Origin of the sequence: Microbacterium sp. SYP-A9085 (assembly GCF_009649635.1) — a bacterium.
GTDB lineage: Bacteria > Actinomycetota > Actinomycetes > Actinomycetales > Microbacteriaceae > Microbacterium.
Genome location: NZ_WJII01000003.1, coordinates 102,553 through 117,335 on the forward strand (window position 1 = coordinate 102,553; position 14,783 = coordinate 117,335).

The 14,783-nt window shown below is 71.8% G+C and carries 12 protein-coding genes; 5 read left to right on the forward strand and 7 right to left on the reverse strand.

Annotation, left to right across the window (positions count from 1 at the left end; genetic code table 11):
• Window positions 1-26 precede the first annotated feature (26 nt).
• The 4 genes from nusA to GH740_RS08250 all read right to left on the reverse strand — a co-directional run bounded on the left by nusA (window position 27) and on the right by GH740_RS08250 (window position 5,913).
• On the reverse strand, window positions 27-1,016 hold the full coding sequence (nusA, locus tag GH740_RS08235; protein ID WP_153745644.1) for a transcription termination factor NusA: 990 nt from the start codon (window positions 1,014-1,016) through the stop codon (window positions 27-29).
• Between the two features lie 102 nt (window positions 1,017-1,118).
• Window positions 1,119-2,948, reverse strand: coding sequence for a lipase family protein (locus GH740_RS08240; RefSeq protein WP_367641140.1), 1,830 nt, complete (start codon window positions 2,946-2,948; stop codon window positions 1,119-1,121).
• Between the two features lie 52 nt (window positions 2,949-3,000).
• Window positions 3,001-4,035, reverse strand: coding sequence for a TIGR00730 family Rossman fold protein (locus GH740_RS08245; RefSeq protein ID WP_153745646.1), 1,035 nt, complete (start codon window positions 4,033-4,035; stop codon window positions 3,001-3,003).
• Between the two features lie 123 nt (window positions 4,036-4,158).
• Complete coding sequence (locus tag GH740_RS08250) at window positions 4,159-5,913, reverse strand: proline--tRNA ligase (protein WP_367641142.1); 1,755 nt, start codon at window positions 5,911-5,913, stop codon at window positions 4,159-4,161.
• Between the two features lie 121 nt (window positions 5,914-6,034).
• Between GH740_RS08250 and GH740_RS08255 the strand changes: the two genes are divergently transcribed.
• The 3 genes from GH740_RS08255 (at window position 6,035) to GH740_RS08265 (ending at window position 8,828) form a co-directional block, all read left to right on the forward strand.
• On the forward strand, window positions 6,035-7,585 hold the full coding sequence (locus GH740_RS08255; protein WP_153745647.1) for an RNB domain-containing ribonuclease: 1,551 nt from the start codon (window positions 6,035-6,037) through the stop codon (window positions 7,583-7,585).
• Complete coding sequence (locus GH740_RS08260) at window positions 7,542-7,802, forward strand: hypothetical protein (RefSeq protein ID WP_153745648.1); 261 nt, start codon at window positions 7,542-7,544, stop codon at window positions 7,800-7,802. Before GH740_RS08255 ends, GH740_RS08260 begins: the two co-directional genes overlap by 44 nt.
• A 129-nt stretch (window positions 7,803-7,931) precedes the next feature.
• Window positions 7,932-8,828: an aminoglycoside phosphotransferase family protein gene (locus GH740_RS08265; protein ID WP_367641145.1), complete on the forward strand. Its 897-nt coding sequence runs from the start codon at window positions 7,932-7,934 to the stop codon at window positions 8,826-8,828.
• A 19-nt stretch (window positions 8,829-8,847) separates the two neighbouring features.
• Here the strand turns inward: GH740_RS08265 and GH740_RS08270 are convergent, their stop codons facing one another.
• A complete protein-coding gene (locus GH740_RS08270; protein WP_153745650.1) occupies window positions 8,848-9,690 on the reverse strand; it encodes a hypothetical protein in 843 nt (280 codons plus the stop codon).
• Between the two features lie 92 nt (window positions 9,691-9,782).
• On the opposite strand from GH740_RS08270, the gene GH740_RS08275 reads away from it, so the two are divergent.
• Complete coding sequence (locus GH740_RS08275) at window positions 9,783-10,208, forward strand: VOC family protein (protein ID WP_153745651.1); 426 nt, start codon at window positions 9,783-9,785, stop codon at window positions 10,206-10,208.
• On the opposite strand, the gene ispG is transcribed toward GH740_RS08275, so the two are convergent.
• Window positions 10,209-11,342, reverse strand: a complete 1,134-nt coding sequence (gene ispG / locus GH740_RS08280) for a flavodoxin-dependent (E)-4-hydroxy-3-methylbut-2-enyl-diphosphate synthase (RefSeq protein ID WP_153745785.1) — start codon at window positions 11,340-11,342, stop codon at window positions 10,209-10,211.
• A 229-nt stretch (window positions 11,343-11,571) separates the two neighbouring features.
• On the opposite strand from ispG, the gene GH740_RS08285 reads away from it, so the two are divergent.
• A complete protein-coding gene (locus GH740_RS08285; RefSeq protein ID WP_153745652.1) occupies window positions 11,572-13,482 on the forward strand; it encodes an anthranilate synthase family protein in 1,911 nt (636 codons plus the stop codon).
• Here GH740_RS08285 and GH740_RS08290 read toward each other — a convergent pair.
• Window positions 13,463-14,737: an RIP metalloprotease gene (locus tag GH740_RS08290; protein ID WP_367641148.1), complete on the reverse strand. Its 1,275-nt coding sequence runs from the start codon at window positions 14,735-14,737 to the stop codon at window positions 13,463-13,465. The two genes, GH740_RS08285 and GH740_RS08290, sit on opposite strands and share 20 nt — an antisense overlap.
• Between the last annotated feature and the right edge of the window lie 46 nt (window positions 14,738-14,783).

Here is a 14,783-nt window from a genome sequence, read left to right on the forward strand (position 1 = left end):
CCCCGGCACCGCGGCGCCCGGCCCGGTCAGGCCTCGTCGAGGACCGAGTCCGGCTGGATGTCGATCTTCGCTCCGGTGAGCTTGGCGGCCAGTCTCGCGTTCTGGCCCTCCTTGCCGATCGCCAGCGACAGCTGGTAGTCCGGCACCAGCGCGCGCACCGCCTTGGTGGTGGCATCCAGGATGAAACTGGAGGTGACCTTCGCCGGCGACAGGGCGTTGGCGACGAAGCGCGCGAGCTCCGGGTCGTAGTCGACGATGTCGATCTTCTCGCCGCTGAGCTCCTCGGTGACCGCGCGCACGCGGCGTCCCATCTCGCCGATGCACGCGCCCTTCGCGTTCACGGACGGTTCATTGGCCCGGACGGCGATCTTCGTGCGGTGGCCGGCCTCGCGGGCCAGGGAGACGATCTCGACGAGACCGGAGGCTATCTCGGGCACCTCGAGGGCGAACAGCTTGCGGACCAGGCCGGGATGCGTGCGGGACACCGTGATCGACGGGCCCTTCAGGCCCTTGGCCACGCTCGTCACGTACACGCGCAGGCGCGCGCCGTGCGCATAGTCCTCGCCGGGCACCTGCTCCTCGGGGGGCAGGATGGCCTCGACGGTGCCGAGGTCGACGTGCACCATTCGCGGATTCGGTCCCTGTTGCACAACGCCGGCGACGATGTCGCCCTCCTTGCCGCGGAACTCGCCGAGCACGGCATCGTCGGCGATGTCGCGCAGCCGCTGGCTGATCACCTGCTTCGCGGCGAACGCGGCGATGCGGCCGAAGTCCTCGGGGGTGCTCTCCTCCTCGCCGATCACCGCGCCCTCGTCGTCCAGGAGGGGGATGTACACGGCGACGTGTCCGGTCTTGCGGTCAAGGAGCGCGCGGGCGCCGTCGGGAAGGGTGCCCGCGGTGGAGGTGTGCTTGGCATAGGCGGTCAGGATCGCCTGCTCGATGATGCGCACGAGCTCGTCGAAGGGGATCTCCTTCTCGCGCTCGACCGTCCGCAGCAGTCCCAGATCGATATCCATCGCGACCTCCCATGTTCAGCTTTCGCAGGCGCGCGGGCGCGCCGACATCGTTACCACGCTACCGGATGCCGCGATGGGCAGACCTGTGAGGATGCCGGTGCGTCAGCACTGCGAGCGCGGAGGGGTGCGGTGCGCGAACAGGCCCGCGGTCCAGTCGACGAGCTTGGGCAGCAGCGGCGACGCCGGCTGCAGGATGTCCTGGTGCCCGACTGTGGAGTAGTCGATCCACTGCACGCTGTTGCCGGCCTTGCACAGCCGCTTCACGAACGCCACCTGCTGGCTGGAGGGGATCACCTGGTCGCGCTGGCCCCACGCGATCAGCAGCGGCGTGCTCCACGCGCCCCTCGCGCCGTTCTCGCCCAGCCGCCGGCCGAGCGCGCCGGCGGTCAGGTCGCCGATGTACAGGGGTCGATCCTCCGCGACACCCAGTGCCGCGACCACCGACACTATGACGCCGGGCTCGGTGGGGCAGCGCTGCGCCATCTCGCGGACGATGGCGCGGGCGCCCGGCGAGACGTAGTCGACGATGCGCACATCGGGGTACGTCTCGGAGTACGGGACGAGCACCCAGGCCGTCAGCACCGTCAGCTGGACGCTCGCGTATCCGGCGGCGAGGTCCCGCGCGAGCGCCTGCGGCTCGGCGGCCGGTGCGAGCGCGGCGGTGCCGAGGATGCGCAGGCCCGGGCTGTATGTGCGCGCGGTCTGCGCCGCCCACAGCGCCGCGTGCCCGCCCTGCGAGTGCCCCCAGACCACGACCTCGTCGGACGGCCACACGTGCGGCAGCCGCTGCGCGGCCAGGACCGCGTCCAGCGCCGAGTGCGCCTCGCCGCGGCCGATCAGGTACGGGAAGACGCCGGGGGCGCCCTGGCCGGCGTAGTCCGGGGCGACGACGATCCATCCGTGGGCGATAGCGGAATCCAGGGCGGGAATGGCCCAGCGGGTCGCCGACGCGTCGCGCAGGCTGGGCGCGCAACCGCGGGCCACCCCCGTCGTCCCGTGGTTCCAGAGCACTATCGGCATCGGCGCGAACGGCGTGGCATCCGGGATGATCACGAGCCCGCTCGCGGCGACCGGGACCCCGTGCGCATCCGTGGTGGTGTACAGGATCCGCTTGACCGCGGCTCCCGGCGGCAGCGTGCCGACGTAGTCGTCGGCGCGGATGAGCTGTCCGTGCCCGGACGGGAGGACCGCGGGCGGGTCGTAGAACGCGTCGACGACCGGGGCGCCGTCCTGCAGCCAGACGTTCAGGAACCCGCCGGCGACCGTCACGACCACGAGCAGCACCGCCAGCGCGTACCGCCCCGCGTCCAGCAGCGTGACGTGCGGGCGGCGGATCCAGGACGCGGGTCCGCCGCGATCCGGACGGCGGGCGAGCGCGGTGACGCCGCGGGCGAGCTGGACGACGCCGAACAGGAGCGTGCGCACGCCGAAGACGACGGCGACCGCGAGGACCGTGACGTCCGGCCAGGTGAGGGACAGGACGCCCAGGCCCACCTGCGCGCCGCCCCAGACCGCCGCCAGCACCCGGCTGCTGGCGCGCACCCGCTCGCCGCGCCGGCGCCGCACGACGGCCTCCGCGAGCGAGTCGACGCCGCCGAGCAGGAGCAGGATGGCGAGGATGCTGGGCAGGAGGTTCAGGCTCGCGCCGATCCAGATCAGCACCACGAGGCCCAGGGCTATCCACGCGATGCCGAACAGCCGCGTCCACCAGTCCGGGGAGCGGTGCGCAGAGACGAGCTCGAGCACGCCCGAGACGATCGCGCTGACACCGACGTAGACGCCCAGGAGCAGCAGAGAGGTCAGCGGCCGGGCGACGATGAGCACGCCGAGCACGGCGATGGCGATGCCGACGACGATCAGCAGCCGCGGTGGCGCCTGGGCGAGCAGGCGCGGGAGGACGCTCCACCTGCGTGCCTTGCCCGTCGCGACCACCGGCCCCATGATAGGTCGGTCCCGTGGACGCGGGCCAGGAGCCGGCGGCCGGTCAGGCCGCGGATGCCAGCGCGTTGATGACCCGGATCAGCCGGTGCAGGTCGCCGACCTGGAACGGGTCCATGTCCAGCATCAGCCGGGGCAGGTCCAGGCGGTCGTCATCGGCGCGCTCCGGGGACAGCGGCGCGGAGCGCTCGATCCGGCCCGAGCGCAGCAGGTGGCCGAAGCGGTCGTTCAGGGCCTGGATCTCGGCATCCGTGGGCTCGTGGCGAAGCCGCAGCACCAGGTGGTCGCCCACCCAGCGCAGCGAGTCGTAGTTGTGCCAGAAGCCGGTGATCTCGGCGACGGTCGCCTCCACCGAGTCTGTGACCAGAACCCGGTCGAGGTCGTCGGCGGCGATGTAACCGCCGGCGGCCAGGTGCTCGGTCACGAACGCCGCCAGCCCCGTCCAATATGAGCCGCCCGGCGCATCCAGCAGCACTATCGGCATCGGCTCGGCCTTGCCGGTCTGCTGCAGCGTGAGCAGCTCGAACATCTCGTCCATCGTGCCGAACCCACCGGGCAGGCACACGAACCCGCGCGACTCCTTCATCAGCATGAGCTTGCGGGTGAAGAAGTACTTCATCGCGACGTGGTTGGGCTCGGAGGCGACGATGGCGTTCGGCTTCTCCTCGAACGGCAGCCGGATCGACACGCCGATCGACAGCGTGGGGCCGGCGCCCTCGGCGGCGGCCTGCATGATGCCGGGGCCGGCGCCGGTGACCACCATCCAGCCCTGCTCCGCGAGGGCGGCCGCCACGTGCACGGCCTGCCCGTACAGCGGGTCGTGGTCCTTCGTGCGGGCCGAGCCGAACACCGTGACCTTCGGCACGTCGCGGAACGGCGCGAAAAGCTCGAACGCCGCGCGCATCTCGCCGAGGGCGGCCGAGCTGATCTTCAGGTCGAGCCGGTCGGTGTCGTCAAGGCCCAGGCCGATCCCGGTGGCGAGGATCCGTGCGACGAGGTCGCGCTGCTCGGTGATGCCGGCGGCATCCATCACCTGCCGCAGCTTCTCGGTGACCGCCGCGGGGATCCTGTGCTCAGCCATGCTTCCACCTTCCCACGCCGCGTGCGCCGCGGCCGCGCGCGCCCGCCGAACCCACCCCGTGTTGCCGAACCCACTCGCTGCAGCGCGTGGGTTCGGCAACCACGGGTGGGTTCGGCGCGGGGGTCAGGCGGTGAGGCGCGCGACGGCGTCGGGGGCGGACAGCGTCTCGCGGGCGCCGGTGCGCCGGTCCCACAGCTCGACCTGGCCGTCGGCGGCGCCGCGGCCGGACACGAGCACGCGCGGCACGCCGATGAGCTCGGCGTCGGCGAACTTCACGCCCGGCGAGACCTTCGGCCGGTCGTCGTACAGGATGTCCAGACCCGCGGACTCGAGCTGCGCGGACAGCTGCTCGGCGAGCGCGAAGGCCGCGGCATCCTTCCCCGTGGCGACCACGTGCACGTCGAACGGGGCGACCGAGGCCGGCCAGACCAGGCCCTTCGCGTCGTTGTTGAGCTCGGCGATGATAGCGAGGATGCGCGTGACGCCGATGCCGTACGAGCCCATCGTGACGGTGACGAGCTTGCCGTTCTCGTCCAGCACCTTCAGACCCAGCGCGTCCGCGTACTTGCGGCCGAGCTGGAACACGTGCCCTATCTCCATCCCGCGCGCGAGCGACACGGGGCCCGAGCCGTCGGGGGCGGGATCGCCCTCGCGCACGCTCGCGACCTCGACGACGCCGTCGGCGGTGAAGTCCCGCCCGGCCACGAGCGAGTGCACGTGCTTCTGATCGATGTTGGCGCCGGTGATCCAGCTGGTGCCGTCCACGACCCGGGGGTCCAGCAGGTATCGGATGCCGGTGGCCGACTCCTCGCCGAGCACCGGGCCGGTCTGCGACCAGGGTCCGATGTAGCCCTTCACCAGCAGCGGATTGCGCTCGAAGTCCTCGGGAGTGGCCGCCTCGACCTCGGCGGGTGCGAAGGCGACCTCGGCGCGCTTGTCGTCGACATCCCGATCCCCGGGGAGCCCCACGACGACGAGCTCGCGGGTGCCGTCCAGGTGGGTGAGGGCGAGCACCACGTTCTTGAGGGTGTCCGCGGCGGTGTAGTCGCCGTCGAGCACGGCGTTGGAGTGCGCGACGAGCGTCTCGATCGTGGGCGTGTTCGGCGAGTCGAAGATGACAGGCTGCGGCTGCCCGTCGACGGGGATCGGGTCGGGGACCACCGTCGTGAAGGCCTCGACGTTCGCGGCGTAGCCGCCCGCGGAGCGGACGAACGTGTCCTCGCCGACCGCGGTCGGGTGCAGGAACTCCTCGCTGCGCGAGCCGCCCATGGCGCCGGCATCCGCCTGCACTATCACGTATTCAAGGCCCAGGCGCGCGAAGATGCGCTCGTACGCATCGCGCTGCGCCATATAGGAGGTATCCAGGCCCTCGTCCGTGTAGTCGAACGAGTACGCGTCCTTCATCGTGAACTCGCGGCCGCGCAGCAGGCCCGCGCGCGGGCGGGCCTCGTCGCGGTACTTGTCCTGGATCTGGTAGATCGACAGCGGCAGGTCCTTGTACGACGAGTACAGGTCCTTCACGAGCAGGGTGAAAGCCTCCTCGTGGGTCGGGGCAAGCAGGTAATCGCCGCCCTTGCGGTCCTGTAGCCGGAACAGCAGATCGCCGTACTCCTCCCAGCGGCCGGTCGCCTCGTAGGGCTCGCGGGGCATGAGCGCGGGGAAGTGGACCTCCTGCGCGCCGGCGGCATCCATCTCGTCGCGGATGATCTGCTCGATCTTCGCCTTGACGCGCAGCCCCAGCGGCAGCCACGCGAACACGCCGGCGGCCTGCCGGCGGATGTAGCCGGCGCGCACGAGCAGCCGGTGGCTGGCGACCTCCGCGTCGGCGGGGTCTTCCCGGAGCGTGCGGACGAAGAACTTCGATAGACGAGTGACCACGGTCCCCAGTGTAGGGGCGGCGGATGCCGCGCCCCGGCGCCGCCGTACGGCGGCGGATCTCTCGCCCGGCGCCGCCGTACGGCGGCGGATCTCTCGCCCGGCGCCGCCGTACACTGACCGGATGACCGGTCGTCGTCCCCGCCTCGTCTCCGCGGCCGCCGAGAACGCTCTCGCCGCGGCCCTGTCCGCGCTGCGCCGCGAGCTCGAGCTGCCGGGCGACTTCGACCCGGCGGTGGAGGCGGAGGCCGGGGCCGCCGCCCGCTCGGTGAGCGCGGCGCCGGGCGACGCGCTCGCGGATCTGCGGGATGTCGAGTTCCTCACCATCGATCCCCCCGGCACCCGCGACCTCGATCAGGCGCTGCACCTGGAACGGAGGCCGGGCGGCGGCATCCTGCACTATGCGATAGCGGACGTGCCCGCGTTCGTGGCCCCCGGCGGGGCGGTGGATACGGCGGCGCGCGCCCGTGGTGAGACGCTGTACGCCGTGGACGGGACCATCCCGCTGCACCCGCGGGTACTCAGCGAAGGGGCGGCGTCGCTGCTGCCCGATCAGGATCGCCGCGCGTTCGTATGGCGCTTCGAGCTGGACGAGCGCGCCGAGCCGGTGAACGTGACCCTCACCCGGGCTGTCGTGCGCTCGCGGCGGCAGTGGACGTACGCGGACGCGCAGCGCGCCGTCGAGGACGGATCGGCTCCCCCGTCGCTGGCGGCGCTGGCCTGGTTCGGCGATCAGCGCGCGCAGCGCGAGCAGGAGCGGGGCGGGGCGAGCCTGAACTCGCCGGAGATCGAGGTGGTCGCGGTACCCGGCGGCTACGAGTTGCAGCGGCGCCCGACCCGGCCGATCGAGGACTGGAACGCGCAGGTGTCGCTGCTGACCGGGATGGCGGCGGCCGACATCATGATCGCCGGTCGGGTCGGGATCCTGCGCACCATGCCGGAGGCGGACCCGGATGACATCGCCGCGTTCCGCGCGCAGACGGTGGCGCTGGGGCGGCCATGGTCGGACGGGATCGGGTACGGGCAGTACCTGCGGGGGCTCACCGGCGCCGACGCGAAGACGCTCGCGATCCGGGATGCCGCGACCCGGCTGTTCCGCGGCGCCGGCTACACCGCATTCGACGGGGATATCCCTCAGGACACCATGCAGTCGGCGATCGCCGCGCCGTACGCGCACACGACCGCGCCGCTGCGGCGACTCGTGGACCGCTGGTCGCTTGTGGTGTGCGAGGCACTCGCGAACGGACGCGAGGTCCCCGCGTGGGCGCGCGAGAGCCTGCCCGATCTGCCGAAGATCATGGGGCGCAGCAACGGGCTGGCCGGGCGGATGGATGCCGCGAGCATCGACCGCGTGGAGGCGGCGGTGCTGCACGGCCGGGAGGGGCAGACGTTCCGCGGTGTGGTGCTCGGGGCCCGCAACGGCGGGATGCGGGTGCAGCTGGGCGGGCCTCTCGTGACCGTGGTGGTCGACGGACTGCGGGCCGACCCCAGTTCGGTCGTGGATGTCGTGCTGCAGCGCGCCCGCATAGCAACCGGCGAGATAGTGCTGGTGCCGGCGGGTGCCGGAGTCGGGGAACCGCTCCGATCGCCGAGCGGGCACAGCGAGACGACGCCGCCGGAAGCCGACGCTGATGCCGCGCGTGCTCCTCACCGGTTTCGCGCCGGACGCGGGTGACGCGGCGAACCCGTCCGGGGACGCCGTGCGCCTGGTCCCTGCGCTGTGGGGGCGGCGGGAGCCGCTCGTCGTCGACGTGCTCCCGGTCACGTTCTCCGGGGCCGCGCAGCGGCTGCGCGCCCTCATCGCCCTGATCGCGCGGGCGCTCATGATCGCCGCCCGCACCGCGCTCGATGTGCGCGAGGACGCGGCAGCGCCCGGCGGCACGCTGCACTGACCGTCCAGGACTCCGCCGAAACCGACGGCGCCCATGCAGGATCGGGCCGGATCCGGTGCCTGCGCGACGGATGAGCTGAGTTCTCCACCGCCGGCGGCCGGCACCGTTTCGCGCCAGTACGCTGTCACGGTGGCGGGGATCCCGGAGGCGGAGGTCGAGGTGGATCTCGGCCTCGTGGCGCGACTGCTCGGGGCGCAGCATCCCGACCTCCTGGGCAGGCCGATGCGAATCGCGGCGAACGGCTGGGACAACGTCATGGTGCGGCTCGGACACGACCTGGCCGTGCGGGTGCCGCGCCGGGCGGCTGCCGCCGTGCTGGTGGAGCATGAGCAGCGGGTGCTGCCACGGATCGCTCCCCTGTTGCCGCTGGCGGTGCCGGTGCCGCTGCGGGTCGGGCGCCCGACCGCCTTCTACCCCTGGTCGTGGTCGGTCGTCCCGTGGCTGCGGGGTGAGGTCGCGGCATCCGTCCTTCCGTCGGTGCGGGATGCCTGGGCGGTGCCGCTCGCGGAGGCGCTGGCGGCGCTGCACGTGCCGGCCGATGCCGACGCGCCCGCGAATCCGGTGCGCGGAGTGCCGTTGGCGGCGCGCGGCGAGGCGATCCGTGCGCGGATGCGGGCGGGATCGTTCGCCCGGGCCGGCCAGCTGCGCGCCGCGTTCGACCCGGATGCCGCGGCCCACGCATACGCGGGGCCGGCGAGGTGGCTCCACGGGGACCCGCATCCGCTGAACATGCTGTGCGTCGACGCGCGCCTCACTGCGCTGATCGACTTCGGCGACGTCACGGCCGGCGATCCCGCCACCGACTTGGCGACCGGGTGGCTCACTTTCACCCCTACCGGGCGCGGCGCCTTCGTCGACCGGTACACGACGCTGACCGGGGCGAATGCCGCGACGTGGCGCCGTGCGCGCGCGTGGGCCGCGGGTATGGCGTCGGCGGTGCTGGGGGCGAGCGACGATCATCCCGCTCTGGCTGCCGTCGGCCGGCACGCGGTGGAGCAGATACTCGGAGATCGCAGTTTTGTATGAATGTCGGACGTGGGTTGGATCACGGCACGACCGTCGTTGTCATGATCAGCAGCTGCGGGTCGGACACGTCGAGCGTCACCGTGATCGACGCGAACTCCGACAGCGACCTCACATGCGTGCCGCCGCAGGGAATCGACGCGGTGCCCTCAGCGAGGTCGCATTCCCACCGACGACGATCCACGATCGTCGGACCGTCCACGACGATCCGGCTCGCAACGCGCGACGCCACCCACGCCGCCAGCTGCGCGTTGATCCGATCCCGGCGATCAGCGACGGACGCCAGGAAGCCCTCGGTGTCGAAACCCGCCTTGCGCAGGCTCTTGCCCAGCCGATACCCGTCCACCGAGCCGTCCGGGTGGATGCTGCTGGATTGGCTGGCCCGACTCTCGAAGTCGGGCGTGCCCAGCGCATCCGTTCCCGGGTCCTTGCGCCAGAGGTCGGCCAGCGCCAGATCCAGCGCGAGCGACGCCAGGTGGCACGCGGTGTGCCCGCGACTCAGCGCCGCCCGCCGCGCGGCATCCACCTCCGCCGACACCGACGCGCCCGCAGCGATAGCAGCCGGCACCGGGCCCTCGACGCGGTGGCCGACGAGCCACGTCCAGCCCTCGGTGCCGCGCTTGACCGGGATGTCTTCACCGACGAACAGCGCACCGTCGGCGTCGAGCGCCGCCATCACGGCCTCGACCACCGGCACCACGACGCCGTCCGCACGCAAGACACCGGAGTCCCCCGGCTGGTCGGGCCACGTGTGATCGACAGGGTGGAACGGCGTGGCATCCAGGATCACCACGTCACCCACCTGGACGACGGTCGCCTCCGCAGTCACCGCCCCCTGCGGGAACGTCACCACTGTCGCGGACATGCGCCTCCTTCGCTCGGCGGAACGAAGACTATCAACGCGCGCGATGTCCCCAGCCCGCGCTACCGTGATCCACCACGACATCGGGAGGCCCCATGGCGACGCTCGGCAACATCACGTTCTACGCGGACGACCCGCGCCGCCTCTCGCACTTCTGGGCCGACGTATTCGGCTATCCGCACGTCGACTGGGACGAGCCGCTGCGCTCCCGGCTGCTGGCATCCGGGTTGACCGAGGCGGACCTCGGCACCCGCGGCCTCGCCGAGGATCCGGACGGGAAGGGACCGCGGCTGTTCTTCCACCACGCCGACGGCGCAAAGCGCACCCGCAACCGGGTCCATCTCGACCTGCGCCCGCCCGATGGCGACGGCTCGCGCCGCGAGCGCCTGGACGCGGAGAAGGACAGGCTCGTCGCCCTCGGCGCGACGGTGGTCCGATTCATCGACCAGCAGTGGGGGCCGTGGCCGGAGCAGTACTACCAGCTGCAGGATCCGGAAGGGAACGAATTCTGCCTGGAGTGATCAGGCGGTGACCACCTGCGCGGGGCCGACCGCGGCATCCGGTCCCAGTTCGGCGGCGATCCGGTTCGCCTCCGCGATCAGGGTCTGAACGATCTCGGCCTCGGGCACGGTCTTGATCACCTGCCCCTTCACGAAGATCTGCCCCTTGCCGTTGCCGGATGCCACACCCAGATCGGCCTCGCGCGCCTCCCCCGGTCCGTTCACGACGCACCCCATCACCGCGACGCGCAGCGGCACGGTGAGGTCCTTCAGCCCCTCGGTGACAGCGTCGGCAAGCGTGTAGACGTCAACCTGCGCGCGCCCGCACGACGGGCACGACACTATCTCGAGGGTGCGTTCGCGCAGTCCCAGCGACTGCAGGATCTGCAGCCCCACCTTGACCTCGTCCACCGGCGGCGCCGACAGCGACACCCGGATCGTGTCGCCGATCCCTTCGCCCAGCAGGATCCCGAACGCCGTCGCCGACTTGATGGTGCCCTGGAACGCCGGTCCGGCCTCGGTGACCCCAAGGTGCAGCGGCCAGTCGCCGCGCTGCGCGAGCAGGCGGTATGCCTTGACCATGACGACCGGATCGTGGTGCTTGACGGAGATCTTGAAGTCGTGGAAGTCGTGCTCCTCGAACAGGGACGCCTCCCACACGGCGCTGTCCACGAGCGCCTCCGGCGTCGCCGTGCCGTACTTCTCCAGCAGCCGCTTGTCCAGCGAACCCGCATTCACCCCGATCCGCAGCGAGACGCCGGCATCCTTCGCCGCCCTCGCAATCTCGCCGACCTTGTCGTCGAACTGCCGGATGTTCCCCGGGTTGACCCGCACGGCGCCGCATCCGGCGTCGATGGCGGCGAACACGTACTTCGGCTGGAAGTGGATGTCGGCGATCACCGGGATCTGGCTCTTGCGCGCGATGATCGGCAGCGCGTCAGCATCGTCCTGGCTCGGCACAGCGACCCGCACTATCTCGCACCCGGCCGCCGTCAGCTCGGCGATCTGCTGCAGGGTCCCGTTTATGTCGGTGGTGGGCGTCGTCGTCATCGACTGCACGCTCACCGGTGCGTCACCGCCGACCAGGACCTTGCCCACCCGGATCTGGCGGCTGCGGCGCCGTGGAGCGAGCACCTGCCGGGCCGGTGCGGGCATCCCGAGATTCACTGCTGGCACGCGCTCAGCCTACGGCCCGAGCCTCCGGTGGCGCTGGGAGCCGCACGTCACACGGCCGGGCGGCCCCGGGCCGTGTGATAGTTTCAGCGCATGATCGCGAACCGTGCCTGGTGGCCCGCCTCCTGAGGCGGTGTGTTCGCGTGACCCACAGACCGCCCGCGTGGCGGTCTTTCCTGTCGAGGCCGCCCGACGATTCGAAAGGCCGGCGATGACACCGAGCCCCGCCTCCGCCGCCCTCGACGCGCTCCGCCGCGGCGATCGCCCGTTCGCGCTGCTCGCGCGGGACGGCGCCACCGTCGAGGTGCTCACCGGGCGCGTGGTCGACGTCGATCTGCTCGCCGACATCCCGCTCACCGACCGTGACGGCCGCTCGCAGGAAGTGCTCGCCCTCGTACCGTTCCGGCAGGTGCGCGAACGCGGCTTCACGTGCCACGACGACGGGGTCCCGCTGCGCTGCCTCGTCGTCGAGGAGCGCACGGCCGTCCCGCTGGCGGAGGCGCTGGCGGCCCTGCCGGCGACATCGGTGCCGCTCGCGGATGCCGGGTTCGACATCCCGGACGAGGAATACGCGCAGATAGTGCGCACCGTGATCGCCGACGAGATAGGCCGCGGGGAGGGCGCGAACTTCGTCATCCGCCGCGACTTCACCGCGACCGTCGACGCCGACCCCACCACGGCCGCACTCACCTGGTTCGGCGCGCTGCTCGAACACGAGCGCGGCGCGTACTGGACGTTCCTCGTGTCCACCCCCGGCCACGTCTGCGTGGGGGCGAGCCCCGAGGCCCACGTGATAGCCCACGACGGCGTCGTGACGATGAACCCCATCTCGGGCACGTTCCGCCATCCCGCCGGTGGGGCGACCGTCGAGACCCTCAGCACTTTCCTGCAGTCCACGAAGGAGACCGAGGAACTCTTCATGGTCGTGGACGAGGAGCTCAAGATGATGAGCGCCGTCTGCGCCGACGGCGGCCGGATCACCGGCCCGCACCTGAAGGAGATGTCGCGGCTCACGCACACCGAGTACGTGCTGCGCGGCCGCAGCGGGATGGACCCGCGCGACATCCTGCGCGAGACGATGTTCGCCCCCACCGTCACCGGCTCGCCGATGCAGAACGCGTGCGCCGTGATCACGCGCCACGAGCGGACGCCGCGCGGCTACTACTCCGGCGTCGCGGCGCTGTTCACGCCCCGCGAGACGCTCACCGTCGGCGAGCCCACCCACGATCTGGACGCGCCGATCCTCATCCGCACCGCATATCTCGTGGACGGACGGCTGCGCGTCCCGGTGGGCGCGACGCTCGTGCGCCACTCCGACCCTTACGGCGAGGTGAGCGAGACGCACGGCAAGGCTGCCGGCGTCCTCGGGGCCATCGGCGCGGTCCCCCGCGACCCGGCGATGGACCCGGATGAACCTGCGGCGATGCGGCCACTGGCCGACGACCCGGAGATCGCACGGCTCCTGGCATCCCGGAACGCCCGGCTCGCCTCGTTCTGGCTGAACCCGCAGGGGACACGGGCGGATGCTCCGTTCGGCGGTCGCACGGCGCTCGTCGTGGACGCGGAGGACCGGTTCACCACGATGCTCGCACACCAGCTGCATCACCTGGGACTGCACGTACGGATAGCGCCGTGGGATGCCGTCACCGACGAGGATCTGGACGCCGCGGACCTCGTCGTGGCCGGGCCCGGCCCCGGTGACCCGGGCGATGCCGCGAGCCCCCGGATTGAGCGGATGCGCGATGTCGTGTCACGGCGGCGGGCGGCGGGGGCGTCGCTGCTGGCGGTGTGCCTGAGCCACCAGATCCTCGCCGACACGCTCGGGATCCCCCTCGCCCCGCTCGCGCGGCCGCACCAGGGCCTGCAGAAGACCGTCGACGTGTTCGGTCAGGCGGCCTCGCTCGGCTTCTACAACACATTCACCGCGCGCGTCGTCCCCGGTACGCGACAGTACGGCGCCGTGGAGGTGGCGGCGGATGCCGAGACCGGCGACGTGTACGCGCTGCGCGGTCCCGGGTTCGCGTCGGTGCAGGGGCACCTCGAGTCGATCCTGTCCCGCGACGGACTGCACACCCTGGAGCGCCTCGCGGCGCATGCGCTGGCTACCGACCCAGCAACGTGATCGGGTTTATCACGTCGGCGAGGATCAGCACCGCGCCCATCGCTATCAGCAGCACCACGACCACGAACGTCACCGGCACGAGCCGGGTCGCGTCGACCGGCTTCGGCGGCGGACGGCGGAAGATCCTCGACCAGGCGCGCTTTACGCCATCCCACAGCGCGACCACGACATGACCGCCGTCCAGCGGCAGCAGCGGCACGAGGTTGAACACGAACAGCGACACGTTCAGCGATCCGAGGAGCACGAGCAGGAAGGCCACCCGGTCCAGGACCGGCGCCGCCGAGGACGCCGCCTCGCCGGCGAGCACGCCCACGCCGACCGGTGACAGCGGGCTGTTCGGGTCGCGCTGACCGCCGGTGACGGTGGACTGCACGACGCCGTAGAGCTTCTGCGGCAACTGCACGATGATCTCGGCGACCGCCCCCACGTTCTGGAACGCCGCGACGGGCCCCGACCACAGCGGCTGACGCACGTAGTCGACCCGGGAGGTGATGCCCGCGAACCCCACCTCGGCGCCGTCCACGGTGCGGGCCGCCGGTGTGAGCTGCAGCGTCAGCGCATGTCCGTCGCGGTCGACGACGACCGGGATGCTGCGACCTGCGGACCGCTGGATGACGGCCGACGCCTCGCCGAACGTGGAGGTCGCGGTGCCGTCGACGGACACTATCCGGTCGCCCGGCCGGACACCGGCCGTGCGCGCGGGCGACGCGGGGTCGGCGGCCGCGCAGGACGTCGCCCCCGCGGCGGGCACGCATGCGCTCACCTGGGCGATCGTGGTGGTGGCCGTCTGCACGCCGATCCCGCTGAACGCTATCGCGAACAGCACGATGGCCAGCAGCAGGTTCATCACCGGCCCGCCGAGCATCACTATCACGCGCTTGTACACCGGCAGCCGGTAGAACACCCGGGTATCGCCGTCGCCGTCGAGCGTTTCGTCGTTGGCGGCGCGGGCATCCTGCACCATCGTGGCGAAGAACCCGCCGCCGGCGCGGCCGCCGCGCGCGGCATCCCGGGGCGACGGAGGGTACATGCCGGCCATCGAGATGTAGCCGCCGAGCGGGATCGCCTTGATCCCGTATTCGGTCTCGCCCTTGCGCCGCGAGAACAGCGTCGGACCGAACCCGATCATGTACTGGCCGACCCGCACGCCGAACAGCTTCGCCGGCAGCAGATGGCCGATCTCGTGCAGGGCGATCGACACGGCCAGGCCCACCAGGACCAGGACGATGCCGATGACGAAGGCGAGGGCGGTCACGCCCCTCACGGTACCGGGACCGGCTTTGAGTCCGCCGTGCGGCGCC

Excerpts from the sequence above, each read along its gene's own strand:
- GH740_RS08275 (WP_153745651.1), top strand. The coding sequence starts at position 9,783 with ATGGCGACGCTCGGCAACATCACGTTCTACGCGGACGACCCGCGCCGC.
- nusA (WP_153745644.1), bottom strand. The coding sequence starts at position 1,016 with ATGGATATCGATCTGGGACTGCTGCGGACGGTCGAGCGCGAGAAGGAG.
- GH740_RS08255 (WP_153745647.1), top strand. The coding sequence starts at position 6,035 with ATGACCGGTCGTCGTCCCCGCCTCGTCTCCGCGGCCGCCGAGAACGCT.
- GH740_RS08270 (WP_153745650.1), bottom strand. The coding sequence starts at position 9,690 with ATGTCCGCGACAGTGGTGACGTTCCCGCAGGGGGCGGTGACTGCGGAG.
- GH740_RS08260 (WP_153745648.1), top strand. The coding sequence starts at position 7,542 with ATGCCGCGCGTGCTCCTCACCGGTTTCGCGCCGGACGCGGGTGACGCG.
- GH740_RS08285 (WP_153745652.1), top strand. The coding sequence starts at position 11,572 with ATGACACCGAGCCCCGCCTCCGCCGCCCTCGACGCGCTCCGCCGCGGC.
- GH740_RS08245 (WP_153745646.1), bottom strand. The coding sequence starts at position 4,035 with ATGGCTGAGCACAGGATCCCCGCGGCGGTCACCGAGAAGCTGCGGCAG.
- ispG (WP_153745785.1), bottom strand. The coding sequence starts at position 11,342 with ATGCCCGCACCGGCCCGGCAGGTGCTCGCTCCACGGCGCCGCAGCCGC.